At 68.4% G+C, this 24,489-nt stretch carries 20 protein-coding genes and 1 pseudogene; 10 read left to right on the forward strand and 11 right to left on the reverse strand.

The genetic code is table 11. The features are described 5' to 3' along the window. Positions 1–92 precede the first annotated feature (92 nt). Genes C6A87_RS17440 through C6A87_RS17460 form a run of 5 tightly spaced genes read left to right on the forward strand, consistent with a single transcriptional unit; the run spans position 93 to position 5,835 of the window. The gene (locus tag C6A87_RS17440; protein ID WP_396836888.1) at positions 93–1,631 is read left to right on the forward strand and encodes an ABC transporter substrate-binding protein; all 1,539 of its coding nucleotides are present in this window, start codon (positions 93–95) and stop codon (positions 1,629–1,631) included. Further along, positions 1,631–2,578, forward strand: a complete 948-nt coding sequence (locus C6A87_RS17445) for an ABC transporter permease (protein WP_311113440.1) — start codon at positions 1,631–1,633, stop codon at positions 2,576–2,578. The genes C6A87_RS17440 and C6A87_RS17445 overlap by 1 nt, the downstream gene beginning before the upstream one ends. Beyond that, positions 2,575–3,459: an ABC transporter permease gene (locus tag C6A87_RS17450; protein WP_311113441.1), complete on the forward strand. Its 885-nt coding sequence runs from the start codon at positions 2,575–2,577 to the stop codon at positions 3,457–3,459. Before C6A87_RS17445 ends, C6A87_RS17450 begins: the two co-directional genes overlap by 4 nt. Next, positions 3,456–5,063 (forward strand): ABC transporter ATP-binding protein, encoded by a 1,608-nt coding sequence (locus C6A87_RS17455; RefSeq protein ID WP_311113442.1) that lies wholly within the window; start codon positions 3,456–3,458, stop codon positions 5,061–5,063. Before C6A87_RS17450 ends, C6A87_RS17455 begins: the two co-directional genes overlap by 4 nt. A gap of 31 nt (positions 5,064–5,094) precedes the next feature. Further along, positions 5,095–5,835, forward strand: a complete 741-nt coding sequence (locus tag C6A87_RS17460) for an SDR family NAD(P)-dependent oxidoreductase (RefSeq protein WP_311113443.1) — start codon at positions 5,095–5,097, stop codon at positions 5,833–5,835. Between the two features lie 12 nt (positions 5,836–5,847). Here C6A87_RS17460 and C6A87_RS17465 read toward each other — a convergent pair whose 3' ends face one another. The 3 genes from C6A87_RS17465 to C6A87_RS17475 form a co-directional block, all read right to left on the reverse strand. Further along, a complete protein-coding gene (locus tag C6A87_RS17465; RefSeq protein WP_311113444.1) occupies positions 5,848–7,272 on the reverse strand; it encodes an HNH endonuclease signature motif containing protein in 1,425 nt (474 codons plus the stop codon). A gap of 743 nt (positions 7,273–8,015) precedes the next feature. Then, positions 8,016–9,089: a dihydrodipicolinate reductase gene (locus C6A87_RS17470; RefSeq protein WP_311113445.1), complete on the reverse strand. Its 1,074-nt coding sequence runs from the start codon at positions 9,087–9,089 to the stop codon at positions 8,016–8,018. A 16-nt stretch (positions 9,090–9,105) separates the two neighbouring features. Next, complete coding sequence (locus C6A87_RS17475; RefSeq protein WP_311113446.1) at positions 9,106–10,134, reverse strand: Rieske 2Fe-2S domain-containing protein; 1,029 nt, start codon at positions 10,132–10,134, stop codon at positions 9,106–9,108. Between the two features lie 69 nt (positions 10,135–10,203). On the opposite strand from C6A87_RS17475, the gene C6A87_RS17480 reads away from it, so the two are divergent. Continuing rightward, entirely contained in the window at positions 10,204–10,818 is a 615-nt protein-coding gene (locus C6A87_RS17480; RefSeq protein ID WP_311113447.1) for a TetR/AcrR family transcriptional regulator, read from the forward strand. 2 nt (positions 10,819–10,820) lie between these two features. On the opposite strand, the gene C6A87_RS17485 is transcribed toward C6A87_RS17480, so the two are convergent. From C6A87_RS17485 to C6A87_RS17505, 5 genes are all read right to left on the reverse strand, one after another. Continuing rightward, positions 10,821–11,147 (reverse strand): AzlD domain-containing protein, encoded by a 327-nt coding sequence (locus C6A87_RS17485; protein WP_311113448.1) that lies wholly within the window; start codon positions 11,145–11,147, stop codon positions 10,821–10,823. After that, complete coding sequence (locus tag C6A87_RS17490; protein WP_311113449.1) at positions 11,140–11,841, reverse strand: AzlC family ABC transporter permease; 702 nt, start codon at positions 11,839–11,841, stop codon at positions 11,140–11,142. Before C6A87_RS17490 ends, C6A87_RS17485 begins: the two co-directional genes overlap by 8 nt. A gap of 80 nt (positions 11,842–11,921) precedes the next feature. After that, positions 11,922–14,531, reverse strand: coding sequence for a M4 family metallopeptidase (locus C6A87_RS17495; RefSeq protein WP_311113450.1), 2,610 nt, complete (start codon positions 14,529–14,531; stop codon positions 11,922–11,924). Positions 14,532–14,603: 72 nt separating this feature from the next. After that, entirely contained in the window at positions 14,604–16,790 is a 2,187-nt protein-coding gene (locus C6A87_RS17500) for a molybdopterin-dependent oxidoreductase (RefSeq protein WP_311113451.1), read from the reverse strand. Between the two features lie 46 nt (positions 16,791–16,836). Continuing rightward, entirely contained in the window at positions 16,837–17,496 is a 660-nt protein-coding gene (locus C6A87_RS17505; RefSeq protein WP_311113452.1) for a TetR family transcriptional regulator, read from the reverse strand. Between the two features lie 69 nt (positions 17,497–17,565). Between C6A87_RS17505 and C6A87_RS17510 the strand changes: the two genes are divergently transcribed. Then, positions 17,566–19,188 carry an alkaline phosphatase D family protein gene (locus tag C6A87_RS17510; RefSeq protein ID WP_311113453.1) on the forward strand — a complete coding sequence of 541 codons (1,623 nt, stop codon included), beginning with the start codon at positions 17,566–17,568 and terminating at the stop codon, positions 19,186–19,188. A 5-nt stretch (positions 19,189–19,193) separates the two neighbouring features. Here the strand turns inward: C6A87_RS17510 and C6A87_RS17515 are convergent, their stop codons facing one another. Continuing rightward, the gene (locus C6A87_RS17515; protein WP_311113454.1) at positions 19,194–20,642 is read right to left on the reverse strand and encodes an oligopeptide:H+ symporter; all 1,449 of its coding nucleotides are present in this window, start codon (positions 20,640–20,642) and stop codon (positions 19,194–19,196) included. An 18-nt stretch (positions 20,643–20,660) separates the two neighbouring features. Here C6A87_RS17515 and C6A87_RS17520 point away from each other — a divergent pair. Then, positions 20,661–21,151: pseudogene (locus tag C6A87_RS17520) on the forward strand (DUF427 domain-containing protein). An 89-nt stretch (positions 21,152–21,240) separates the two neighbouring features. Then, the gene (locus C6A87_RS17525) at positions 21,241–22,434 is read left to right on the forward strand and encodes a hypothetical protein (RefSeq protein ID WP_311113455.1); all 1,194 of its coding nucleotides are present in this window, start codon (positions 21,241–21,243) and stop codon (positions 22,432–22,434) included. A 4-nt stretch (positions 22,435–22,438) separates the two neighbouring features. On the opposite strand, the gene C6A87_RS17530 is transcribed toward C6A87_RS17525, so the two are convergent. Beyond that, complete coding sequence (locus C6A87_RS17530) at positions 22,439–23,386, reverse strand: mechanosensitive ion channel domain-containing protein (protein ID WP_311113456.1); 948 nt, start codon at positions 23,384–23,386, stop codon at positions 22,439–22,441. A 75-nt stretch (positions 23,387–23,461) separates the two neighbouring features. On the opposite strand from C6A87_RS17530, the gene C6A87_RS17535 reads away from it, so the two are divergent. Beyond that, the gene (locus tag C6A87_RS17535) at positions 23,462–24,166 is read left to right on the forward strand and encodes a proteasome protein (protein WP_311113457.1); all 705 of its coding nucleotides are present in this window, start codon (positions 23,462–23,464) and stop codon (positions 24,164–24,166) included. Here the strand turns inward: C6A87_RS17535 and C6A87_RS17540 are convergent. Next, positions 24,154–24,489, reverse strand: coding sequence for an STAS domain-containing protein (locus C6A87_RS17540; protein ID WP_311113458.1), 336 nt, complete (start codon positions 24,487–24,489; stop codon positions 24,154–24,156). The genes C6A87_RS17535 and C6A87_RS17540 overlap by 13 nt on opposite strands.

Below are 24,489 nucleotides of genomic sequence, written 5' to 3' on the forward strand. Positions count from 1 at the left end.
ACAAAGTCACGACTTTGTCGACTGCGCGTTTTGTTCGCCGGCGACCCGGGTAGACGACCCACTGCAGACTTCAAGTCCCGGGGTGGTTGCATATGGCGAGAGCGGCGGTGAGGACCGCTGTTCTCGTCATATGTATGTGTATGGCTGCTCTAACCGGTTGCTCGACCGGCGAACGGGTCGATCTGGGCCAGGGCACCTCGGGTGCGCTGGTGGCCGCGATCGCCGGTGAACCCGACCAGCTCGACCCCCACAAGACGACGGCCTACTTCTCGTTCGAGGTGCTGGAGAACGTGTTCGACACCCTCGTCGAACCCGACGAGAACCTGGAGATGCAACCGGCGCTGGCCGAGTCCTGGGAGGTCAGTCCGGACCAGCTCACCTGGACCTTCCGGCTGCGCCCCGGCGTCACGTTCCACGACGGCGCCCCGCTGACCGCCGACGACGTGGTGTTCTCCTACCGGCGCATCATCGACGAGCAGCTGCCCAACTCCGACAAGTTCAGCGCGGTGCAGGCGGTGGAGGCTCCGGACCCGGCCACCGTGGTCATCCGAGTGGATCGGCCGACGCCGAACATGCTGACCAACATCGGCGGGTTCAAAGGCATGGCGATCGTGTCGCGGGCCAACGTCGAGAGCGGGCAGATCGCCACCCATCCGGTCGGAACCGGGCCGTTCAGCTTTCTCGGGCAGAAGAGCGGTGACTCGATCTCGCTGGGCGCCAACCCGGACTACTGGGGCGGCGCTCCCGGCGTCTCGGGGGTCACGTTCCGGTTCATCTCCGAACCGTCGACGGCGATGTCGGCGCTGCAGGCCGGCGAGGTCGACTGGACGGATTCGGTACCGCCGCAACGGGTGACGCAGCTGCACGGCGACGAGTCCGTCGAACTGGCGGTCACCCCCAGCAACGACTACTGGTATCTGGCCCTCAACGAGGCCCGCGAGCCGTGGAACGACGTGCGGGTGCGCCAGGCGATCGCGTACGCCATCGACCGCGACGCGATCGTGCAGGCGACCAGCTACGGCACCGCGGCGGTCAACCAGCTCGCGATACCGGAGGGCAATCCCTGGTTCACCCCGTACGACAGGTACGCCTCGGGCGGGCTGGATCGCGCCCGGGAACTGTTGCAGGAGGCCGGCGCCCAGCCTGGCGAGCTCGACATGCTGGTCACCACCGAGTATCCGGAGACGGTGACGGCGGCCCAGATCATCGCCGACAACCTGGCGCCGCTGGGCATCACGGTGAGCATCCGCACCGTGGACTTCGCGACCTGGCTCGACGAACAGAACTCCGGGAACTTCGACATGCTGATGATGGGCTGGCTGGGCAACATCGACCCGGACGACTTCTACTACGCCCAGCATCACACCGACGGTCCCAACAACGCGCAGAAGTTCTCCGACCCGGAGGTCGACCGCCTGCTCAACGCCGGCCGCGTGGAGACCGACGAGACCGCCCGAAAGGGCGTCTACGCCGACGCCGCCACGCGGATCGCCGACGAGGTCAGCTACATCTACCTGTATAACCCGTCGGTGATTCAGGCCTGGAACCCTGCCCTGTCCGGGTACGACGCCCGCCGCGACGGCGCGGTGCGGTTCCGCACGGCGACGCTCGACGCGGACGGGGGTGTCTGATGATCCTCCGGTTCGTCGCGCGCCGGCTGCTGTACTCGGCGGTGGTGCTGTTCGGTGTCCTCATCGTGGTCTTCGCGCTCGTGCACCTGGTGCCCGGCGATCCGGTGCGCATCGCGCTGGGCACCCGCTACACGCCCGAGGCCTACGAGGCGCTGCGGGCAGCCAGCGGCCTGGACCGCCCGCTCGTGGCGCAGTTCTTCGGCTACATCGGCTCCGCGCTGACCGGCGATCTGGGCGTCAGCTTCCGCAACGGCGACCCCGTGACCGTCACGCTGCTGGAACGGCTGCCCGCGACGCTGTCGCTGGGAATCGTCGGCATCCTGATCGCACTGGTGATCGCGCTGCCCGCCGGCATCTACGCCGCACTGCGGGAGGGCAAGCTCAGCGACGCACTGGTCCGCGTCAGCAGCCAGTTCGGGGTGTCGATCCCGGACTTCTGGATGGCCATCCTGCTGATCGCACTGTTCTCCACGGTGCTGGGCTGGCTACCGACCTCCGGTTACCGGCCGCTGTTCGAGGACCCGGCAGGTTGGCTGCGGCACATCATCCTGCCCGGCCTGACGGTCGGCGTCGTCGCCGCGGCGATCATGACCCGCTATGTGCGCTCGGCGGTGCTGGAGGTCGCCGCAATGGGTTACGTGCGCACCGCCCGCTCCAAGGGGCTGCCCCCGCGCGTCGTCACGTTCCGGCACACGGTGCGCAACGCGCTGGTGCCGATCCTGACCATCACCGGCATCCAGTTGGCCACGCTGCTCGGCGGCGTGATCGTCGTCGAGGTGGTGTTCGCCTGGCCGGGCCTGGGCCGCTTGGTGTTCAACGCGGTGGCGGCCCGCGACTACCCGCTGATCCAGGGCGCCGTGCTGCTCATCGCCGCGCTGTTCCTGGCGATCAACCTTCTCGTCGACGTGCTCTACGCCGTCGTGGACCCGAGGATCCGACTGGGATGACGACCACCGAGCCGGAGAGCACCCGCATCGCGTCGTGGCGGCTGCTCGCACGCAACCCGGTCACCCTGATCAGCGCGCTGGTGCTGGTGATCGTCGCGGTGGTGGCGGTGACGGCGGACTGGATCGCCCCGTACGGCATCAACGACGTCAACGTGCCCAATGCGCTTGCCGCACCGAGTGGTTCGCACTGGTTCGGCACCGATGAGCTGGGCCGTGACGTGCTGTCGCGGGTGCTGGTCGCGGTCCAGGCGTCGATGCGGATCGCGGTGATCAGCGTGGCGCTGGCCGCGGTGGTCGGCGTCGCGGTCGGGGTGGTCGCCGGATACCGCGGCGGCTGGCTGGACACGGTGCTGATGCGGGTGGTGGACGTGATGTTCGCCTTCCCGGTGCTGCTGCTGGCGCTCGCGGTGGTCGCGATCCTCGGCCCGGGCGTGACCACCACGATCCTGGCGATCGGGATCGTCTACACGCCGATCTTCGCGCGGGTGGCACGAGCCAGCACCCTGGGTGTGCGCACTGAACCGTACGTGTCGGCCTCGCGCGCGCTGGGCACCGGCGACCTGTTCATCCTGCGCCGGCACATCCTGCCCAACATCGCGGGTCCGCTGATCGTTCAGACGTCGCTGTCGCTGGCGTTCGCGATCCTGTCCGAGGCTGCGTTGTCGTTCCTGGGCCTGGGAATCCAGCCGCCGCAGCCTTCGCTGGGCCGGATGATCTTCGACTCCCAGGGTTTCGTCACGATGGCGTGGTGGATGGCGGTGTTCCCGGGTGCGGCGATCTTCCTGATCGTGCTGGCGTTCAACCTGTTCGGTGACGGGTTGCGCGACGTGCTGGATCCCAAGCAGCGCACGACGGTCGAGGCACGGAGGAGGGAGCGATGAGTGTCCTGAGCGTGGCCGACCTCGGGGTACGCATCGGCGCCCGCACCATCGTCGACGCAGTGTCCTTCGACGTCGACCGCGAGAAGACGGTCGGCATCGTCGGCGAATCGGGTTCGGGCAAGACGATGACCGCGCTCGCGGCCACCGGCCTGCTGGACGCTCCCGGCGCCCGGGTGTCCGGTTCGAGCCTGTTGGCCGGCGCCGACGCACCGATCCAGTTGGTCGGCGCTTCCCCGCGGGTGCTGCGCAGTGTGCACGGAGCGCGTATCGGTTTCGTCTTCCAGGATCCGGGCACCTCGCTGAACCCGCTGCTGACGCTGGAACGCCAGATCACCGAATCGCTTGAGACGCACCGCCACCTGACCCGGCGCGAGGCCAACGCCCGGGCGCTGGAACTGCTGGAGGCGGTGGGTCTGCCCGAACCGGAGATGCGGCTGCACTCCTACCCGCACCAACTCTCCGGCGGCCAGCGCCAGCGGGTGATGATCGCGATCGCGCTGGCGTGTGACCCCGAGCTGCTGATCGCCGACGAACCCACCACCGCGCTCGACGTCACGACGCAGGCGCAGATCATCGAGTTGGTCCGCGCACTGCAGCGTGACTTCGGCACCGCGGTCGTGTGGATCAGCCATGACCTCGGCGTGATCGGCCAGGTCGCCGACGAGGTGACCGTGATGCAGTCCGGTGTGACCGTGGAGCAGGCGCCGATCCTGGACGTGTTCGACCGGCCCCGCGCCGAGTACACCCGTGACCTGCTGGCCGCCCGGCCCGTGCTGGAGCGCTCTGGTCCGCCGCCGGTCCCCGACGCCGAGCCGCTGCTCGAGGTCGACGGGCTCGACGTCCGGTTCACGGTGTCCACCCCGGTCGGCCGGTCGACGGTGCACGCGGTCAAGGACGTGTCGTTCGTGGTGCGCCGGGGCACGACCCTGGGCCTGGTGGGCGAATCAGGCTCGGGCAAGTCCACAGTGGCGGCGTGCCTGACCGGTCTGGTGCAGCCGGACGCGGGTACCGCGACGTTGGCCGGCGACGACATCCTCGGTGTGAAAGGCGCTGCGGCCAAACGGATGCGGCGCCGCGTCGGCATCGTCTTCCAGGACCCGTTCTCGTCGCTGAATCCCCGCGGCCGGGTGGGTGATTCGATCGCCGAACCGCTGACGGTGCACAAGCTGGCCGACGGCAGGCATGCCCGGCGGCGACGCGCCGAGGAGCTGCTCGACCTGGTCGGCCTGCCGACGGAGTTCGCCCAGCGGTATCCCCATGAGCTCTCCGGCGGGCAGCGCCAGCGCGTAAGCATCGCCCGGGCGCTGGCCGCCGAGCCGGACCTGCTGATCCTCGACGAGGCGACGGCGTCGCTGGACGTGTCGGTGCAGGCGCGGGTGCTGGACCTGCTGTCGCGGCTGCAACGCGAACTGGGGCTTACGTATCTGTTCATCGGGCACGACCTCGCTGTCATCCGGCAGGTCAGCCACGAGGTGCTGGTGATGCGTGACGGCGAGGCGGTGGAGAACAGACCCGCCGACGATCTGTTCGCCTCGCCCCGAGAGGAATACACGCGTGCGCTGCTGGCGGCGGTGCCGCCGGTGAAACCGCGCTCCGCCGTCTGAGGTTCGCCCGGCCCGTGAGAAGGTCGTGGGCATGAGTCAACTCAGCGGCAAGGTCGCGTTGGTCACCGGTGCGTCGGCAGGTCTGGGCGCGGCGACGGCGAAGTTGTTCGCCGAGCGCGGCGCAACGGTCTTCGGCATCGCGCGTGACGCCTCGCGGATGGCCGAGGTGTTCGCCGACATTCCCGGCGGCAGCTTCTCGTCGGTGGACATCACTTCGGCCGAGGCGTGCGCGCAGGCGGTGCAGGACTGTGTCGACCGGTTCGGCCGGATGGACGTGCTGGCCAACATCGCCGGCTTCCATAAGATGCGGCACACGGTGTCGGTGACCGACGCGGACTGGGACGCCGATCTGTCGGTGAACCTGCACGGGCCGTTCTACCTGTGCCGTGCGGCGCTGCCTCATCTGCTCGAGACGGGCGGGAACATCGTCAACGTCGCGTCGATCGCGGGGGTGGAGGGCGAGGTGTACTCGGCCGGGTACTGCGCGGCCAAGCACGGGCTGATCGGGTTGACCCGTGCGCTGGCCGTGGAATTCACCAAGGAACGGTTGCGGGTCAACGCGATCTGCCCCGGTGGCATGCCGACCGCGCAGACCACCGAGTTCGAGGCGCCCGAGAACGCCGATTGGGATCTGATCATGCGGATCGCGTCCCCGCGCGGGTTCATGCAGACCGAGGACGTCGCCAAGACGATCGCGTTCCTGGCCAGTGGCGACGCTGCGGCCATCCACGGCGCGGTGTACCGGGTGGACAACGGAAAGGGCGCCGGCTGACCCGGTAGGTGCTCAGAACGGGGGCGGTTCGTAGGTGGCGGCGAGCCAGGCCTGACGTTCGCGTTCGCGTTCGGCGTCGATCTCGATGCGCTGCCCGCGTTCCCGCGCAATCCGGGCCTGCCGCTGCTGCTCGTATGTTCTGGACCGCCGCGGCATCATCGCCGCCTTGTCGGGCGCTTCGGCGGGCGGCTCAACGTCGGGCAGCGACGCCGTCGGCGTCGCCAGCACCGGAAAGAGCAGCCCGCCAAAGGCTTCGGTGGTGTACACATGCCCGGTCGGGGCCGTCAGCACAATCGTGCCGTCGGGCCGCTGCTCGTCACGCCAGCCGTGAACCCCGGTGAGGAAAGTCTTCAGCACGTGATGGGTACGGCAGTAATGCTTCAGCCCCGACGCATGGGTGACCCCGAACGGCCACCGCGTCGTATGGTCGACGTCGCAGTGCGCCACCGGAGCGTCGCAGCCCGGGAAACGGCATGTGAGATCGCGCCACTGCAGGAAGTCCTTCAGTCCCGCCGACGGCCGGTAGCCCTTCTCCGGCTCGGCGCCCGGCAACCGCACCGGCTTGAGCTTCGCCGTCTTGGCCGCCGCACGCACCTCCTCGGCCGGCAGCACCCCGAAACCCGACAGGTAGCCCGCCTTGTCGCCGGTACCGTCCACGGTGGCCTGCTCGGCCAGGATGTGGATCACCACCTGTGCGGCGGACTCCCGTAGCGTCGCGGCCGGGCAGTCCTGCGTGCCGCACTCACATTGCAGGGCCGACTCCCCTCGCCCGAGCGCCCCCGCCGCGTCGGCCCGCAGATTGTTGTGCGAGCGCGGGTCATTACTGCACACCGTCGCGGCGATCGCCTCCAAGCGCTGGTCCAGGGCCGCGGCATCACGGGCGTTGAGCATCCCGCCGGCGAACGCCATCCCCGGCACATCGGGTGTCACGTCGAAGTACCGGTTGTCCTTGGCGATCGGGGGGACTCGCACCCCTGCCGGGTCGAAGTCCGCCACCCACTGGTCCACCCGGTCGCGAAGCTTGTTCTTGGACAGCCGCATCCATCGGCGCAACCTCGGCGCGATCGCCTTGTCCAGAGCGCCGATCACGTTGACCCCGACGTTCTCCGTGCGCGACAGCACCATCTGCACCATCCGGAAGTCGACCTCGCCGCGCGCGAACGTTTCGGCTACCCGGGGCAGCCGGGTGTACAGCGACACCGCCATCCACACTTGACTTTTCGCCCGCGACCGACTGATGTTCTGCGCCGCGGAGACCTCTGCCGCGACGGCCTCGTACATGTCGGTCTGCCGGTAGCCGGCTTCGGCGTAGGCGCGCCGGCGCCGGTCGAACAGCCCCGCCACCGCCTCGAGCCGCTGGGCGATCGCCGCGGACTCCGCACGCGCCGCCGTACCCATCCCGTCGATGAGATCCTTCGGCTCCGCGCCTTCGAACATACATTCGATTATGCCGAAGGGGTCCGACAAGTCGCCCTGTTATGTCCCAAGACATCGGTGACAGTTCTGCATCAGGACATTCGGTAACACTTCGAGGGGTCTTGGTGGTGACACTTCTGCCTTAAGGCTCGGGTGGTGGCTCCAACGCGGCCCGCACGGCCACGGCCTGTGCTTTGACCGGACCGTCTGACTTGGCACGTTTGCGTAACTCGTAGCGCGAGTCCGTTGTCCGAGAGCAGTCGTTCCGCTACCTCGACAAACAACCACTCGCGGATCGCTGCCCGAACTCCAAAGCCAGGTCGACGCATCCGACCACATCTACAACACCGAGCGCCCCCACCAAGGACTGCCCGGACGCGGTCACACCACTGACGGCATGGGAAGCGACCCCCAGGGCAGATCCACCCCGCCATAGAATCGACCAGCTGGCCTATGCACGGCCTGTCCCGAGGCGATACCAATTTCCCCGAGCGCAGTCGCCCGTGGATCTGCCCTCCAACACCGTCATCCGCACAGCGAGCTCCGTGGGCAACATCGGTCTGGACTCATCCTGGTCGTCAGCGTCGACGACAAAATCATCGTGTCCGATCTGGACGGCGAGGTCCTCATCAAGCACGTTCGACCTGCACCGGGCATCAAATACTTCGGCAACGGACAACCACGCGGCCCACGCCCCAAAACCCGACAACCATCACCGATGTCCTGATACATCACATCCGACAAGTCGCCCCGCTGAGCCTTGCCTACAACTTGAAGCGGCCCGCGAGTCCGCGCAGCGGCAGGTCGGCGGACGTGAGGATGCCCGGCCGCGCCGCCACCACCGACGAGATCGCACTCAGCGCGGGCATGCCGGTGACCGTCATCCCGATGGACGCGAAGTTCGCCGGGTCGGACAGGTCGACGCCGGGTTTCGGGAAGATCATGTGCTTGTTGTAGATGTTCGGGTCACCCTTGATCTGAGTGATGTAGCAGCCCTTGATATCCCAGCTCGGATCCGTGTGCGGCGTCATCTGCCACTCCAGGTGCGTCTCGACACGCGGCACGCCGTCGACCATGCCCTGGTACTTGAGGTAGTTGCCGCCCAGCGAGCCCTTCGGCAGCCGATACCAGCCGAGGTCCACGTCCTTGGTGCACGCCCCCAGCTCGTAGCTGAACTTCACCTCGTCGAGCGTCAGACCGAAGCAGTCGGCCATCATGTAGACGCTGTCGGCGAAGACTCGGGTGTACTTCTCCAGCTTGCCCGGGATCTCCGGATCGTCGACCGGCTGGCCGTACCCGACCTCGATCCAGGTGTCCTTGGAGTGGTGGCAGGACACGTCCACCGACTCGATAGTCGTGACGTTCTCGATCTCGGCGACATCGGCCGAGCACACCACGCCCAGGATCTGGTTCAGTCCCGGGTTCATGCCGGTGCCGTAGAACGTGGATCCGCCCTTCTCGCAGGCCGCTTGGAGCAACTGGGTGACCGGCTTGCCCGACGGGTGCGGGTGATTGTGGTCGCGGTGCCAACCGGTGATCCAGTCGGCGGTGGTCACGATGTCGATGCCTGCTTCGAGCACCTTGACGTAGAGGTCCTCGTCGGGGAAAACCCCGTGGAAGGTCAGGACGTCCGGTCGCGCGGCGATGATCTCGTCGACCGTGCCGGTGGCGATGACCCCGTTGGGGGCCAGCCCGGCGAGCTCACCGGCGTCGCGGCCGACCTTGTCGGGCGAATAGCAGTGCACCCCGATGAGTTCGAGGTCGGGGCGGTCGGCGATGCGCTTGATCATCTCCGAACCCACGTTGCCGGTCGCAACCTGGAAAACCTTGATCGTCATAGGAGCCTTTCGAGGGTCACAGTGCGGATCCGGCGGCCAACTCGGCGGCGCTTCCGCCCTTGCCGTCCGGGTAGAACTTCTTGGCCCACTCGCGGATCGCGGTGAACCCCGCCATCTCGGAGCTCGCCAGCGCCGGCGGATCCGAATACCGTTGGTGCGCCCAGATGTGGATGTCCTGGCGGAACTGACGGATCACCTCGGCACCGAACTCCTCGGCCTTGACCCGCGCCCGCTCCGGATTGCGCACGTCTGCCCCGGGCCTGCCGATGTAGACCATGAACCGGACGTCGGAGGTGGAGTCGTCGACCGGAGTGATCGCCGAGATCGTGCGGTTGTCGATCATCCCCCAGCTCTTGGTCACCGCGATGCCGAGCCCGCCGTTGACGGCCTCCACGCCGCTGTTGACGTCTTCGATGCGCTGGCCGTCGTCGCCTTCGAACGTGATCGTGAAATCGACGTAGGAGATCGGCTCGTCGAAGTCGTGCCGGGTGAAGATCGGGTTGATGGGCGTGCCGTGCACATACTTGAAATGGGCGAAGTCGACGCCGTTTTCGAGCACGTACTGCGGATGCATCTCCAGCCCCTGCTCGAACAGGCGCTGCTGCGGGTAGTAGTCCTCGACACCGGAGCCGTCGCCGAAGCTCGCGAAGATGTCCGGGGCGTCGAAGAACGGTTCGCGGTCCTCGATGTCGTGCCAGATGTAGATCGACTCGTTGCGCTCGATCACCGGATAGGTCTTGATCCGGCGGCCGCGGTTGGGACGGTCCTCGTACGGGATACACACGTTGCGGCCCTGCTGATTCCACTGCCAGCCGTGGAACGGGCACTGCAGGACCTCGCCGTGCACGGTGCCGCCGAACCCGAGGTGGGCGCCGAGGTGTTCACAGTAGGCGTTCATCACCGCGACCTGTCCGGACTCGGACCGCCAGGCCACCATCTCCTGGCCGAAGTACTTCATCGTGTGCACGTGGCCGATCTCGATCTCGTCGGACCAGGCGACCTGAAACCAGCCGGTCGGTTTCATCGACAGGGGCGGTTTGGCCATGCGGTGAGAATAGAACAGCGACCCACAGAAGCATAGTGGGTTCTACGAAAACTTCGGTACCCTCGACGCATGACCGAGGCAGTCCGACGCCCCAACCGGCGTGGTCAGGCCACCCGCGCGAACATGCTTGAGGCGGCGTTGAAGTCGCTGGCCTCCGGCGAGCCCGGCTCGGTCTCGGCGAACCGGATCGCCAAGGACATCGGTGCGACGTGGGGCGCCGTGCAGTACCAGTTCGGCGACGCCGACGGCTTCTGGGCCGCGGTCCTGCACCGCACCGCGGAGCGCCGCGCCGACGTGTTCGCCGCGGTCGACCGGGACGCCCCGTTGCGTGACCGCGTCGCGAGCATCATCGACACGCTTTATGCCGGCCTGGCGGCGCCGGATTCGCGTGCGATCGAGAACCTGCGCGCCGCGCTGCCGCGCGACCCGGCCGAACTGGAGCGGCTGTATCCGCAGACCGCTGCCGAGCTCCACTCGTGGGGGCAGTCCTGGCTGCAGATCTGCCGCACCGCGTTCGCCGGTCTCGGCGTCGATCCCGAGCGGGTGCGCGAGGTCGCCACCCTGATCCCCGGCGCGATGCGCGGTCTGGTCTCCGAGCGCCAGCTGGGCTCCTACGCCGACCTGGACGTCGCCCGTCGCGGGCTGACCAACGCGCTCGTCGCCTACCTACAGGCGCCGGACTGACCTCACCCCCACACCGACATCAACGCCACGTAGCACGTCGTGCCGGCCACGATGCTCAACAGCGCCTGGGCGCGCCACAGATGCAGACCCACGGTGACCGCGACGGCGACCGCGAGCCAGGTCAGCTGCGTCGCGGTATCCCCGGCGACGGTGCGCACGGTGTAGATCGCGAGGATCAGCATCACGCCGACCGGCATGTGCACGCCGAGGTACTTCACGACACGGCTGTGCCGCAACGGCGCCAGCACCGCGAACGGCAGCGCGCGCAACCCCCAGGTCACCGCCGCACTGACCGCGACCAACACGGCGATGTAGGCGTTGTCAGGCATCGTCGTCCCTGCGTCCCAACAACATCCGGACCAGCAGCACCCCGGCGAAGGCCGCGAAGGCGGCCACCAGCATCTGTCCGGGGACCAGCAACCAGGCGGCCACGGCGCACAGCACGGCCACCGCGGCGGTGATCCGGTCGGGTCGCTGCCGGTACGCGTCGATGCCCAGCACGAGGAACAACGCGGTGAGCGCGAAGTCGAGCCCTTCGAGCCGCTCGATGGGCAACGCCTGCCCGACCAGCCCGCCGAGGGTCGCGCCCGCCACCCACAACAGGTGCAGGCACAGTTGCATGAACAGGATCAACCGCGACGGCCACGACCGCGCCTCCGGGCTGACGCCGACCGCGTACGCCTCATCGGACAGCGTGTAGGTGCTGTACAGCTTGCCCGCCACGCCCCGGACCCGGTGCAGCGGGAACGACAGCGCATAGAACACGTGCCGGGAGTTCACCACGAAGGTCGTCAGCGCGACCGTCGCGATCGGCGCCGCCGACGCGGCCAGGTGCACCATCAGGAACTCCAGCGAACCCGCGTAGATCACCGCGGCGAACACCGGCGCCCACCACCACGCCAGCCCGGCGTGCACCACCAGGAAGCCCAGGGCCATGCCCAGCGGGATGAACGCCAGCCCGATCGGCGCCGTCAGCGAGACCACGCTGCGCAGCGAATCGCCGGGCTCGGGACTGGGCGGCACGACAGACACCTCCTGGACGGACACTCCGCCGCCCAGCTTCGCACGTGCGCCGTCCCCGGGGCGCACGCGCTCTCACACAGTCAGACCGCGATGGCCAATGACGGTGCCGCGCCGAAGATCTCGACGGTGTCGAAAGCCTTGCCGATCGCCGCGAGGTGCGCCGGTGACAGGCCCTGCTCGCGGGCGCTGCTCAGTATCGCGGCCCGCCCGTCGACGAATTTGGCGGTGCTGCTGAGCCGCCCGAGCGAATGGTAGAAAACCTTCGCCCAGGTCTCGTCGGTGACGCCGCTGGTGGCGTCGTCGGTCATCATCAGGTACGCGGCGTGGCTGAAGATCGTGCTGTTGACGTGCTCGCCGCGGTCGTCGCCCTCGCCCGTGTACCGCGTGCTGTAGCGGTCGCGGTGCGGACCGTAGGCCGTGCCGATCGAGGTCGGGTCGGCGAGATCGCGCACCGCGCCGAGTGCGGAGTCCTCGCCGACGAGCCAGCGGCCTGCGCCGGTCTTGCCCTCGACCAGCACGCCGAGAATGTCGCTGTACGCCTCATTGAGGGCGCCGGGCTCGGCGAAGTCCAGCACCGGCCCGCCACCGCCGACGACGTAAGACACCACCGCATGGGTGAACTCGTGAGCCACGACGTCCAGGCCGGCCTGGAGGTAGCCGTTGTCCCCGAACGCGAACAGCCGCCGGTTGGGATCCCAGAACGCGTTGGCGTAGCCGCCGGTCGACATCCGCGGGTTGTACCGGATGCTGACCGAGACCAGTGCGCCCTTGCCGTCGAAGGACTTGCGCCCCAGCACGTCGGCGAAGTAGTCGTACACCACGGCCATGTTCGCGTGCGCCGACACCGCGGCGGTGTCCCAGCCGAACAGCCCGCGCTTGACCACCGAACCCGGCAGCAGCGGATTGCCCAGGCCGAACAGCGTGTAGCTGGTCTTGTAGGTGCTGATGTTGCGGGGCGCGTCGATCAGCTGGTAGGTCCGGAACCACCACACCTTGCGGGTGTCGATGGTGAAGAGGCGGGACTCGCCGAGCCAGTCCTTGGCGAAGCTGATCGACGTCGCGGCGTGCGCGTTCGCGGACGCGACGATGACCGAACCCGCCGATGTGCCGTCGGCGTGGATCAGGTAGGTCGCCCCCGACGGCGCCAGCTCCCCGGTGTCACGGACGACCACCGCTACCCGCCACGCCAGATGCGAGGTTCCGTCGTCGTGGGTGTAGACCACCAGCTCCTCGGCGAAAGCGCTTGCGGTGACGAACTTCCGGAGGGCGCGCGCATCGGCGCCGGAACCCAGGTAGGCGGAGCTCGCGATCAGCCGCACCTCGGTGTATTCGTCGACCGAGCTGTCCGGGGTGATGTCGAACGCCTCCCCCAGCCCGCGGTAGTAGTTGAACACGCCGGTCACCTCGCCGGCGGCGTTGGTCACCAGGACCACCTCGCTGCCGAGAACCTTGACCGCGCCGAGCCTTTCGGTGAAGCGGTACAAGTACTCGGCGGCCTCGCCCGTGCCGACCGTGGAGACGGTGATGCCGGCCGGATCGGCGAAGCCCGTCGCCGCGCCCAGGGCCGACGCCACGGAGTTCAGCACCACAGCGGCGTCGGCGGCGTTGACCACCAGGTGATCGGTGAAGCGGCCGTCGATGACAGTGACGCCTCCGTCGCGGCCGGGGGTGACCGCCACCCCGTCCCGCGCCAGCAGCTCGTCGACGCCGAATCCGGACGGAATGCCCTGCCGGTCAGGGGAAGTCGCGCCGATGACCACGGTCACCACGGTCGGCCCGGCGATACCGAGCAGCCCGAGGATGCCGTGCACGTGGAACGGATTGCCCACCGTGTCGTCGATCAGGACCGTGAACCTGTCGGCGCGGCCGGCTGCTGCCGCGCCCGGGAGATAGGTGAATCCGCCGGATGCGTCGAGCACCACGCGCCCGTGCGCCGGCCCCGCCGCAATCACGTAGGTCAGTGCCGCGTCGTCGTAGTCGGTCGCGTTGAGGTTGCCGGTCACCGCGCCGTCGGGTCCGGGACCCGACGTCGTGACATCGGCGGTGGGACGCTGGTTGTTCCAGGTGTACTGCGCCTGGCGCACGCCCAGCCACAGCGATTGCATGAGCGCCGAAACCGGCGTTCCCGGGCCGGGGTCGTGATCGGCCGGTGGCCGCAGACCGACCCAGGTGAGCACGTCGGTGACCATGCTTTCGACCGTGACCGGTCGCGCGGGCGCCGCCTCGGCTTCCGGCACGGCAACGGCTTCGGCTTGGGCTTGGGGGACGGCGTCACCGTCGGCGACGTCTTCGGTTTCGGTGACGTCTTCGGTTTCGGTGACGTCGGTTTCGGTTTCGGTTTCGGTTTCGGTTTCGGTGACGTTGACCGAGACCTGTTCCGCGCGGGTCTTCGACGTGCGGGACGACTCTTCGTCGTCGGGCGCAGGTTCGTCCTCGTCGTCGGCAGGTTCGTCGTCGGCGGGCTGATCGTCGGCAGGTTCGTCGTCGGCAGGCTGGTCGTCTGCAGGTGCGGTGTCACTGGCGGTGTCGGTGGAGTCCGCCGACTGCGACGTGCCCGACTCGGTGCTGTCGGTCGGGCTCGCGGAGGCGACGCCCTGCCCGGTGACCACGCCCAGCCCGACACCGACGAGCAGGACCCCGGAGTACAGACCGCGCAGAGAACTGTTCGGCGACTTCGGGCACCGGTCCACGTTGACCCCCAGCTTTGACGTAGCGAGCCGAACCTACCATTGCGTTAGCAAACTGTTGGACGTTTTCCGACGTCAGCCCGCGGTGGCGGTCACCGGCTCGATGCGTACCGCGACGCCGTTGAGCACCGACATCCCGGCCAGGCGTTCCAGATCGGCTGCGTCATTGGACATCAGCTCGTTGACGTTGGCTCCGCCGGCCCGATTGGCCAGCTGCCAGCCGCCCCGATGCCCCCAGCCGTGGGGAATCGCAACGGTTCCGGGGGCGACCTCGTCGGTGACGAACACCTCGGTCTCGATGGCGCCGTCCCGGGACGTGACACGCACGGTCGCGCCGTTGGTCAGGCCGGCAGCCGCGGCGTCGACGGGATTGACCCTGGCCCGGTGCCGCCGGTCGCCCTTCATCAGCGTCGGGCTGTTGTGCATCCACGAGTTCTGCGAACGAATCTCGCGCATCCCGATGGCCATCAGCGGGAACGCGGGATCGTCGGGGTGACGTTCACCGAGCCGTTCGACCTCGACCAGGATCTCCGCAGGCGCCAGCCGCACCAGACCGTCCGGATGCTTGACCGCCTCGGCGCGGATACCGGTCGGCGCGTGCTCGGACAGCACGATCCCGTGCGGGTTCTCCTGCAGCTTGCGCGGGTTGATCCCGTTGCGGCGCAACCCGAACCGGTCGCCGTACGGGCCGATCCGCATCAGCAGCCCGACCAGCCGGCGCGGCGTCATGCGACCCAGCCCGCGGCGGTCCAGCCAGCTCAGCACCCCGTTGAACCGCTCCAGCGCACCGTTGGCGAACAACGACAGACCCATCCTGCGGGCCAGCTCGTCGAACACCTCCCACTCGTTGCGCGCCTGCCCGTACGCGGGCACGACGGCTTCGGAGGCCTGCGCAAAGACCGTCGTCGAGCAGTTCGCCAGGCTGTAGGGCACGTCGTGGCGTTCCAGGAATGTGGTGGCGGGCAGGATGTAATCGGCGTGGGTGTTGGTCTCGTTGACGTAGAGGTCCAGCGACACCATCAGATCCAGCTCGTCGAGCGCCTTTTCGAGCATCGGGCCGTTCGGCACGGTCAGCACCGGGTTTCCCGCCGTCACGAACAGAGCGCGCAGCTGCCCGTCGCCGGGGGTGATGATCTCCTCGGCCATCAACGCCGCGGGATAGGTGCTGATCACCTCCGGCAGGTTCCCGACCCGGGAGCGCGCCGTGTCGTAGGTCATCTTGCCGGCCTTTTCCGCCAGGTCCTCCAGCGGAATCACCGCGCGGGCGAACAACATTCCGCCGGCCCGGTCCAGGTTCCCGGTCACGATGCTCAGCACGTCGAGCAGGTGGCTCACCAGCGTGCCGTGCCGACCCAGGCACGCACCGGTGCGCCCGTAGGCCACCGCCGTCGGGGCGGTCGCGAAATCGCGTGCCAGCGTGCGCAACACGTCGGGTTCGACACCGGTGCGCACGTGGGTGCGTTCGGGCGGGAAGGCGCGGCTGAGTTCGCGCAGCGTCGACCAGTCCGCGGTCTGGGCGTCGAGTGCGGCGATGTCGGCGAGGTCCTCGTCGAAGATCACGTGCAGCATCGACAACAACAGCCAGGCGTCGGAATCCGGGCGCACGGGCAGATGCTCATAGGCGCGGGCCGTCTCGGTCCGGCGCGGGTCGACGACCACCACGCGCCCGCCGCGCGCGGTGATGCCGGCCAGGTCGTCGCGCACCCGCGGGGTGCGCACCGCACTGCCGTGCGACACCAGCGGGTTGGCGCCGAGCATGAACAGGAAGTCGGTGCGGGCCAGATCCGGGAACGGGATCTGGCTGGCCGCCCCGTACAGGAGTTTGCTTGCGACGAACCGGGAGTTGATGTCCTGGGAGCCCGAGGAGTACTGGTGGTGGCCACCGAGCCGGGTCAGGAACATCCCGGACCAGATGCCGCTGGCATACCCGAACGCGATCGGGTTGCCGAAGTACTGTCCGACCGCGCCACCGCCGTGGGCGGCGACGATCCGGCCGAGGCGGTCCGCGATGTCGTCGAGCGCCGCGTCCCAACCGACCGCCTCGAAGGTGCCGTCCGGGCGGCGCCGCAGCGGGGTCAGCACCCGGTCGGGGTCGTTCTGGATGTCGGTGAACGCGATCCCCTTCGGGCAGGCCCGGCCACGCGACATCGGATTGTCCGGATCGGGCCGCAGCGACTGCAGCCGGCCGTCCTCGACGGTGGCGACCAGCCCGCACAGCGCCTCGCAGATCCGGCAATAGGTGATGCGTTGCTCGACCGCCATCGGATCAGATTAATCCGGTCGGATAAATTCCGGACCGGGTTTCGCGTCAGGACTTCTCGGTGCCGCGCAGCCCGCCGCAGGTGAACTCGATCAGCTGTTCGACCCAGTCCTCGTCCAGCCCGTCCGGCCCGAGCGGGCGCAGATAGGCGGGCAGATCAGCACTGGCCAGCGCGGCGATCATCGAATACATGGCCAGCGCGGCGCGCTGCCGGACCTGCTTGGTGTGCAGACCGGGTATCGCCCGGCCCGCCGCGGCGACGAACAGCTCCGGCAGACCGGGGTCGCCGTCGAGCGCCTCACGCCAGATCGGGTCGTCGTCGAGCGCGAGTTGAGTCATCACCTTCAACCAGGACAGCCCGCGGGCGGGGTCGGTTCGCAGGAGCTGCAGGTGCGGGGTGAGCAGCGCCTCGACGACGTCGCGGACACTCACCGACGCGGCCGAGTCGACCAGCGCGGACAGGTTCCCGGCGATCGCCGGGGTGATGTGAGCCGAGCGGCGGTAGGCGACGGCGGCGATCAGGTCACGTTTGGCCGGGAAGTGGTACATCACCGAACGGTTGGCGACGCCGGCCTCCCGCGCGACGGCGCGCAGCGACACCGAACCGATCGAGGACCGGCCGAACATCGACTCCGCGGTGTCGAGGATCAGCGCGCGGGTGTTCACGTCGCCGCGCGGGCCCCGGCGGCGAGCCGCGGTATCGACCATCGGCCCAGCGTAGCGATACCGCGGGCGCATTCGGTCGAGCTGTCTGCGCGACACCCCTAAGCTGTGTCGGTGACTCTGGTTCTCGGCCCGGTGCTGCGGCACGTCGGCGACACGACTGCCCAGGTGTGGGTGCAGACCGAGGCCCCGGCCGAGGTGGAAGTCCTCGGGTGCTCGACGCGCACCTTCGAGGTCCAGGGTTTCCATTACGCGCTGGTGCCGGTGCACGGCCTGACGCCCGATTCCACGTTCGAGTACGAGGTCCGCGTCGACGGCGAGAAGGTGTGGCCGGAGCCGGACTCGCAGTTCCCGCCCAGCGTCATCCGTACCCGCGGACCCGGCACCGCCGACCGGTTGCGGGTGATCTTCGGGTCGTGCCGCTACCCCAAGACCGGCGATGCCAAGATGGACAAGAGGCTCGGTCTGGACGCCCTCGACTGCTACGCCCACCGGCTCACCGCGCTGGACGCCGACGAGTGGCCGGATGCGCTGCTGCTGCTCGGTGACCAGGTCTACGCCGACGAACTCACTCCGGAGGCCCGGCGCAATCTGGCCGGTCATCGCCGGAGCGGCCGGCGCCCACCCGACGAGGTCGTCACGTTCGCCGAGTACGAGGGCCTGTACCGGCACACCTGGGGCGACCCGGAGATCCGTTGGATCATGTCGACCCTGCCGACGGCGATGATCTTCGACGACCACGACATCCGCGACGACTGGAACACCTCGGGGGCTTGGCGGCGCGAGGTCAACCGCAAGCCCTGGTGGCGGGACCGGATCCGCGCCGGCCTGGGGTCCTACTGGGTGTACCAGCACATCGGGAACCTCAGCCCCGAGCAGCTCGCGGTCGACGAGGACTACCAGAAGATGACGCAGATCGACGGCGACTGCTGGTCGTACCTGGCCGAACTCGCGGACCGGGCCGACAGCGAGGTCGACGGCGACAAGGGGTTGCGGTTCAGTTTCCGCTGGGACCTGGGCCGCAGCCGGCTCATCATGGTGGATTCGCGCAACGCCCGCATCCTCGACAGCGGCGACCGGAAAATGCTGGGCGACAGGGAGTTCCGCTGGCTCGAAGAGCAGGTGGAGGACGGTCTGGCCGGTCTGGACCATCTGCTGATCGGCTCGTCGCTGCCCTGGTTGCTGCCGCCTGCGCTCGGGGATCTGCAGATGATCAACGAGGCCGCCGCCAACCGCAACGGCCTGCGTGGTGCGCTGGCCGAGAAGATCAGGCAGACCGCCGATCTGGAGCACTGGCCGGCGTTCCTGCAGTCGTTTCGGCGGCTGTCCGAGTTGATCTGCAATGCCGCGTCGCACCAGTCGAAGGGTCCCGCGACGGTGTCGGTGCTCTCCGGCGACGTCCACCACAGCTACGCCGCCCGCGCGGACTTCCCCGGCGTCACCGCGTCCCGGGTGCATCAGCTGGTGTGCTCACCGGTGCACAATTTCGTGCCGGCACCGGTGAAACCGGCGTTCAAGCTGGCATGGTCGCCGCGGGCCGCCCGGCTGACCCGGCGGTGGGCCCGGCACTCCGGATCACCGGATCTGCCGATGTCGTGGCGCAACCTCAGCGGACCGCTGTTCGGCAACACCATCGCCAGCTTCGAGAGCAGGCAGCGGGCCGCGCACGTCGTCTTCGAGCAGCCGGGCGACGACGGCGAACTGGCCGAGGTGACCACCGTAGAGCTGACCGACTGACGGCGTCAGTGCACGCCTTCCATCCGCCGGCTGATCCACGGCGAGATCAGGAACACGATCACGCCTGCGACGACTGCCACCGCGCCGAGGATGCCGAAATAGGCCACCTCGCGGGACGGGTCGTAGTAGCCGGCCAGCACGCCCGACATCGAGGTGCCGATGCCGACGGAGAAGAAGTACAGCGCCATCATCTGCGCGCGGAACGCGGTCGGCGCGAGCTTGGTGGTCACCGACAGCCCGATCGGTGACAGCATCAGCTCCGACACCGCGAAGACTCCCAGCACCGCCATCACCAGCAGGGCGGGCACCTTGTCCAACCCGGCGAGCGGCACGAAGCACAGGAACGCCAGGCCCATGCCGATGACGCCGTAGGCGAACTTGCGCGGTGTGGTGGCGGCCTGGTTGCCGAGCCTGGTCCAGATCACGGCGAACACCGGCGACAACACGATGATCCAGATCGGTTCGATCGACCCGATCCAGTTCGACGGTGCAGTCCAGCCGAAGATCGACCAGTTCATCCGTTCGTCGGAGTACACCGCGAGCACGGTGAAGATCTGCTGGAACAGCGACCAGAACACCGCGTTGGCGACGAACAGCGGGATGAAGGCGCGCACCCGCATCCGTTCCTCGGCCCCCACCGTGTCGCTGCGCAGGATCACCACGAAGTACGCGATCGACGCGACCACGATGACACCGGTGGTGACCTGCGACAGGTTGGCCAACGTGATCAGCTTCAGCGCGATCGCCGCCGCGACCACCACCAGGACGACGGCGAACACCCCGATGGTCTTGCCCAAAGCCTTGCGCGGCACCGGGTTCGGCACCTCGCGGCCGTGCTCCCCCAGATTGCGCCGGAACACCACATACTGGATCAGGCCGAAGGCCATCCCGATGGCCGCCGCGCCGAACCCGTAGTGGAAGCCGACCCGAGTCTGGAGCAGTCCGGTGACGATCGGTCCGACGAACGCGCCGAGATTGATCCCGAGATAGAACAGCGTGAACCCGCCGTCGGCGCGTGCGTCGCCCTTGCGGTAGAGCGTGCCGAGCAGTGACGACGCATTCGCCTTCAGCGCGCCCGACCCGAGCCCGACGAGCACCAGGCCGATACCCACCCCGGACAGCCCGGGCAGGATCGCCAGCGCGATATGGCCGAGCATCACCACCACGCCGCCGTAGAAGACCGTGCGTTCCATCCCGAGGATGCGGTCGGCGATCCAGCCGCCCAGCACGGTCGACAGGTACACCAGTCCGCCGTAGGCGCCGACGATGCCGGTGGCGGTGCTCTGCGGCAGTCCCAGACCGCCGTCGGTCACCGAGTAGTAGAGGTAGTACCCGAGGATCGTGAGCATGCCGTAGAAGGAGAATCGCTCCCACAGTTCCACGCCGAACAGATTGGTCAGCCCGATCGGGTGACCGAAGAGGGTGCGGGACGCGGCCCGCTCGCGGGTGGTCATATCGCTACTCTCGGCCTTGTGCCCGTTCCCGACAAACCCGGACCGGACAGGAATCCGTGTGGGACTACCCGCGGCCGCCCCGGCTGGAGGAGTTCCGCGGGTCGATCACGGTGGAATCGGGTGGTCAGACGGTTGCCGCGACCGAGTGGGCGTGGCGGGTGCTGGAGACCAGTCATCCGCCGACCTACTACCTGCCCGCCGATTGTTTCGGCGACGGGGTGCTGCGGCCGGCCGCCGGCTCATCGTGGTGCGAGTGGAAAGGCCAGGCGACGTACTTCGACGTGGTGACGCCTGCGGCGACGGCCACGCGGGCAGCCTGGACGTATCTGCGGCCGACGCGCCCGTTCGCCGCCCTGGCCGGAGCCGTCGCGGTGATGCCCGCGCTGGTGGACCGGTGCACCGTCGACGGTGAGACCGTCACCCCGCAGCCCGGCGGCTTCTACGGCGGCTGGATCACCAGTCGGGTCGCCGGACCCTTCAAGGGCGTGCCTGGTTCGTGGGGTTGGTGACGACTCCCGGACACCCACGACAAATCGTTCGTGAACGGCGCGGCGAACGCGTATTTTGATCATGACGTAGGCCATCGAGGGGGATCCGCATGACCGCTTCAGCACGCGCGGCGCTGGCCGCCGGCGTCGTCGCGTTGACGGGTTCGGCCGTCGCCTTCACCCCGTCGGTGCTGCCGGCGACCATGAGCAGCGTGCAGGTCGTCCGTCCCGTCGCGTTCGTCGCGGGCACCGCACCGACCACACCGGTCGCCGAGGATGTCCGGGCCGCACTGGATTTCATCGGTCAGCTGCGTTCCGCACGCAACCCCGGGATGGTGACCGTCGACCTCGGGGGCGTGCAGCCCAAGACGGGGGTCGAAACGGGCATCGTCGACCTGCGGGACGTCGGCGGCCCAGTCATCGGCGGCCAGGACATCGACCTCCGGGAGGTCGAGGGCCGGGCGCTGGACGGGCCCGTCGCCTTCAACGCCGCCTCCGATCTCATCGACCGCGTCTACTCGATCACCAGGTACTGGGCCAACTACGTGTCACTGGACCTCGGCCCGTGGCTGATCAACTGGATCCCGTTCGGCTACCTGGTCTCCGATCAGATACAGATCTGGTATCCGGCCTTCGTGCTGCCGGTGGTGGACAGCTTCGTCTACGACTTCCTCGATCCGGTGGTCAACGACCCGCTGAACCTGAACGTATGGCTCGACGGCCTCGGCAACATCGTCAACACCGCTCTCACCGGTGTCTACAACGGCATCGTCAGCGAAGTCCGGTACGTGCTGGACTTCGGCTGGTTCCCGATTCCGTTGCCGCCGCTGCCCAACTTCCCGCTTCCGTCCGCGGCCGTATCGGCAGACGGCGTCGACACGCTGTCCTCGGCCGTGGCCGACGAGACCGAGGGCGCGGAGGACGCCGCGGATCAACCGGCGCAGACCGCCGACGACCCCGCCGAGAAGCACGCCGAAGTGCCGGTGCAGGAGGAGACCGCACCGCAGGAGGTGTCGGGCGATGACGGTGAGGGCGAGGGCACCACACCACCGGTCGAGGACGTCGACCCCGACACCGACACCGACACCGACACCGACACCGACACCGAAGCCGAGCCCGAGGAGCCGGCCGAGGACGTCGACACCGGCGCCGAGCTGGACGAGGAGACGGCCGGCGAGGACGTCGATACCGACGCCGGTGCGGAATCGCCGGAGCCGACCGACAGCCCCGACGACGACGGCACCGCCCCAGGCAACGACACCAAGGCCAACGACACCGCGGGCACGGCGCCGTCCGGCGACTGACGAGTTACTCGCTGACGGCGGCCTGCGCCCGCCCGCCCGGGTAGGGCAGGTCGATCCCGTGTTCGTCGTAGGCCCGCAGGATCGCGCGCCGCAGCTTGCGCTGCACCGCCCACTGCGCATTGGGGCGGACCTTCACCGTCATCCGCAGCCTGATCAGGTCCGGCGAGAGTTCCTGCACCCCCAGCATCTCGGGTTCGCCGATCACCTTGCCCGCCAGCGCGGGGTCGGCCACCGCCTCATTGGCGGCGTCCACCGCGACCTGCTCGGCCCGGTCGACGTCGGCGGTCAGCGCCACCGGCAACTCGATCCGGGCGACGGCGTACTCCTGGCTCATGTTGCCGACCCGGGCGATCTCGCCGTTTCGGACGTACCAGAGGGTGCCGTCGATGTCGCGGACCGTGGTGATGCGCAGACCGACGCTCTCCACCTCGCCGACCGCTTCGCCGAGGTCGACGGTGTCGCCAACCCCGTACTGGTCCTCCAGCAGCATGAACACCCCGGTCACGAAGTCGCGGACCAGGTTCTGCGCACCGAAGCCGATCGCCAGCCCGACCACACCGGCCGAGGCGATGAACGGCGCGATGTTCACGCCCAGGACGTTGAGGACGGCCAGCACGACCCAGACCAGCAGCACGATCGACACCGTCGACTTGAGCACCGAGCCGATGGTCTGGGCCCGCTGCTGGCGCCGTGCGATGACCTGCTCGTTGCTGGCCGAGGACGGCACGCGGTCACGCAGATAGCGCACCAGCGGCGGCGTCCTGCCGCGGTCGGTGTCGTCCGCGACGCGCTCCTTGCGTGATCGGGCGGTGGTCGCACGGTCGATCATGCGGTGAACGACGAGCCGGACAATCAGCGCGACGACGAGATAAGCGACGATCCGGATCGGCACCTCGATGAGCCAGTGCCTACTGGTGTCCGTCCATTCGAAAGCCAAAAGGGAGACATCCATGTCTTCCCACCATAGTGACCGGATCCGGCGCCCGACCGCGGCCGGGGTTGCCCCGCGACGTGACAGGATCGCGGTGTGACGGTCGTACTGGCGCTGCGGTGCGCAAATGGAGTCGTTCTCGCCTCGGATTCGCAGATCACCGATCCCGGGCGGGGTCTGACCTTTCCGGCGCAGAAGCTGCACACTCTGGGGAGCCATGCGGCTTGGGGCGGCAGCGGGTCCCGGGCGGTGCTCTACGACGTCGAGCAGGTGTTCAGCGAGGAGCCCGACTCGGTGTTGGAGGCCAGGAACGTCGGGCACGCACTGCAGGCCCGGATACTGCCGATCCTCAAGCACCATTACGCGAACTTCATCGCCGACGTGCCCGGCCAGGAGGCCAGCGGCACCCCGGCGACCTATGTGCTGGCCGCCGGCTACGCGGCCGGCGACCCGTTCATCATCGACATCGACCCCAACGGCCTGATCGGCCACCACGAGGAGACCGGATTTCAGGCCATCGGCAGCGGCGCCGCGATGGCCCAGCAGGCGCATGCGCTGTTGGCGCATTTCGGGATGACCGGACGCGATGTGGACTACGGTGTGGTCGCGGCGCTGCGGGTGCTCGACGCGCTGGATGCGTCCTCACCCAGCGTCGGCGGCCCGATGGACATCTGCCGCATCACTCCCGACGGGGCCGAGCACTTGACCCCCGAGGAAGTCAAAGACCTTCGGGGCCAGGTCGACCGGTGGGTCGAGCTGGAACACCAGGCCCTCGATCAGCTCTTCGATCAGCGCGACTGACCAGCGTCGGCCGACGCGGTCTCGACGCTGACCAGTTCACTGAGCCCGCTGATGGTGAACACCGTGTTCAGCAGCGGGTTGACGATGACGGTGTGGATCCGCTCGGCGCACGCCGACAGCGCGCTGATCACCGCACTGTCCACGTATTCCACCGCCGCGAGGTCGACGACGATGCCGCCATCGCCGCCGGCGGACTCTTCCGTCGCCGTGGCGAGCGCCTGCTTCAACGCATCGACGTTGCTGAGATCGATCTCCCCGGCCGCGACCACGGTGCGGGCCCCGTCCGGTCGGCGGGTGATGTCGAGGTTGAGTTCAGTGGGCAT

The sequence above is a fragment of the Mycobacterium sp. ITM-2016-00317 genome (genome assembly GCF_002968295.1).
Lineage (GTDB): Bacteria > Actinomycetota > Actinomycetes > Mycobacteriales > Mycobacteriaceae > Mycobacterium.